This window comes from Nocardia vaccinii NBRC 15922 (assembly GCF_001613305.1).
Lineage (GTDB): Bacteria > Actinomycetota > Actinomycetes > Mycobacteriales > Mycobacteriaceae > Nocardia > Nocardia vaccinii.
Genome location: NZ_BDCC01000063.1, coordinates 1 through 2,111, shown reverse-complemented (window position 1 = coordinate 2,111; position 2,111 = coordinate 1). Strand labels below are relative to the sequence as shown.

Below are 2,111 nucleotides of genomic sequence, written 5' to 3'. Positions count from 1 at the left end.
TTGTGTGGAAGGCCCCCAGCAACAGCTGGGGGCCTTTCCTATTTCCCCGACTTGTGTATGATTCGGCCGGTCACAACCCCGACAGGAAGAACGCCCCGACATGGACCTTCTCAGTGGACTCGCCACCTACATCAGCAACATGATCTCTGCTCTCGCCAGCGGTTCCGGCGACTGAGCGACAGACGACAAGACTCCCGGCCGGCGGCGAGTTCACAGCGCTTTCACAAGCGCCGGCTAGCCGTCGTGCAGCCAGAATCCGGATGATGGAGGGGACGCCGGTGGAGCTGCCTCCGGAGCAGTGACGAAAGGGATCCCCATGGTGGTGCTGACCGCACCCAACCAGGAGACGCCGCCGAACGTTTCGGCTACGACGTCCGGCTTCCGCTGGCGTCGGCTGTTCCTACCGGCTACCTACGGCTACGGGGCGCTGCTGATCCTGGTCACCGTACTGGTCTCGGTGCTGAGTAATTCGGCCCAGACGCGGGTGATGCTGCATGCCAGCACTAATCTGTACAACCTGCTGCACGGCCACATCGGCACACTGTTCTCCAGTGCGCTGCTGATCGGCGACACCGACACCTCACTGTTGGTCCTGCCCCTGCTGATCTGTCTGCTGGCCCTGGCCGAAGTCAAATTCGGGGCGAGTCGCCTGATTCGTATCTTCCTCGCCGGACATCTCGGATCGACACTTCTGGTGGCGTTCGGGCTGTGGGTGGCGGTGGAGGTCCACTGGCTGCCGTTGGAGATCACGCACGCGGAGGACGTCGGAATCAGTTACGGCTCGATGGCTCTCATCGGGGCCTTCCTGGTGTTGATGCCGTCGCGCTGGCGGCCGACGTGGGCGATCACGTGGCTCGCGGTCGCCGTCGCCGGTGTGGCGATGGGTCGTACGTTCACCAATGTCGGACATCTGCTGTCGGTATCCATCGGCCTGCTGGTGGGCTTGTGGTTGATCCGCGGCGGCCGGACGGTTCCGGCGCGTTTCAAACGGATCGAGATCGTCCTGCTGGTCCTCGCGACTGTGCTGGGATACACGATTCTCGTCGGCTGACCTACGCATGGTCGGAGCGTCGACGACCGAACGGGCACAAGCCGAATTCCGCTCCGCTCTCGGAACTCTGCGCCGGCGGCACTGGTTGCCGGTCACCGTCGGTTATGTAGTGGCATTGGCCGTTGTCGCGGTGATCTATGCGAAGGCCGGACCCGGAGTTCAGGCTCGGATCCTCGCGGAGACGAGCACCAATCTGCAGAATCTGCGGCACGGCCGCATCGGGACGTTGTTGTCCAGCGCGTTCGTCATCGGGGATACGGATTCGACGATCACGAATGTTCCCCTGCTGGCCTGTCTGCTGGCACTGGTGGAGCTGCGTTTCGGTGCGCGGCGCGCGGTCTGGACCTTCTTGGCCGGTCATATCGGCGCGACACTTCTGGTGGCGGTCGGTCTGTGGGTGGGGATCAGCATGCAGTGGTTGCCGGGCAGCCTCGCCGATTCCGAGGATGTGGGCATCAGTTATGGCGCGATGACGCTCTTCGGCTCGCTCATCGTGATCGTGCCGCGGCGGCAGCGGATTCCGTGGGCCGTGGCGTGGCTCGTGATCGCGATGAAGGGGGTGGTCGACATCCGAGACTTCACCAGCGTCGGCCATCTGCTGGCCTATCTGATCGGGACCGGGATCGGGGTGCTGATGATTGCCCGCGGTCGGCCCGCGGAATATCGGATGAGCTGGTTCGATGTGGTTCCGCTCGTGGCCGCCTCGGTTCTGGCGGTGTCGTTTCTGGTGAATTGAACCTTCGGCGCGGGATCGTAGGTGGCCCTTGCCGATAGGGCTGTGCCACGGTCGCCTAGAGTGCCTGGGGTGCGCCTCGTGATTGCTCGTTGTCAGGTCGACTACGTGGGTCGGCTCACCGCTCATCTCCCGATGGCTCGTCGTCTGCTACTGATGAAAGCGGACGGATCCGTACTCGTACATTCGGACGGCGGTTCCTACAAGCCGCTGAACTGGATGAGCCCGCCCTGCTGGATGGAGGAGCGCGATGCTGTGTTCGATGGCGGCACTCGCGCGGCCTCCGTGGTTACGCAGGCTGCCGCCTCCGGCCTTGACGCGAGTGCC

The 2,111-nt window shown here is 63.8% G+C and carries 2 protein-coding genes and 1 pseudogene; all 3 read left to right on the top strand.

The features are described from left to right. Positions 1–316 precede the first annotated feature (316 nt). On the top strand, positions 317–1,051 hold the full coding sequence (locus tag NV1_RS33230) for a rhomboid-like protein (protein ID WP_067900693.1): 735 nt from the start codon (positions 317–319) through the stop codon (positions 1,049–1,051). 7 nt (positions 1,052–1,058) lie between these two features. Further along, a complete protein-coding gene (locus tag NV1_RS33225) occupies positions 1,059–1,787 on the top strand; it encodes a rhomboid-like protein (RefSeq protein WP_067900691.1) in 729 nt (242 codons plus the stop codon). Between the two features lie 69 nt (positions 1,788–1,856). Beyond that, positions 1,857–2,111, top strand: a pseudogene (locus NV1_RS33220) (endonuclease NucS); the annotation flags it as partial.

What these genes read in the sequence shown, in the direction of transcription:
- NV1_RS33230 (WP_067900693.1), top strand. Translation starts at nt 317, where the DNA reads ATGGTGGTGCTGACCGCACCCAACCAGGAGACGCCGCCGAACGTTTCG.
- NV1_RS33225 (WP_067900691.1), top strand. Translation starts at nt 1,059, where the DNA reads ATGGTCGGAGCGTCGACGACCGAACGGGCACAAGCCGAATTCCGCTCC.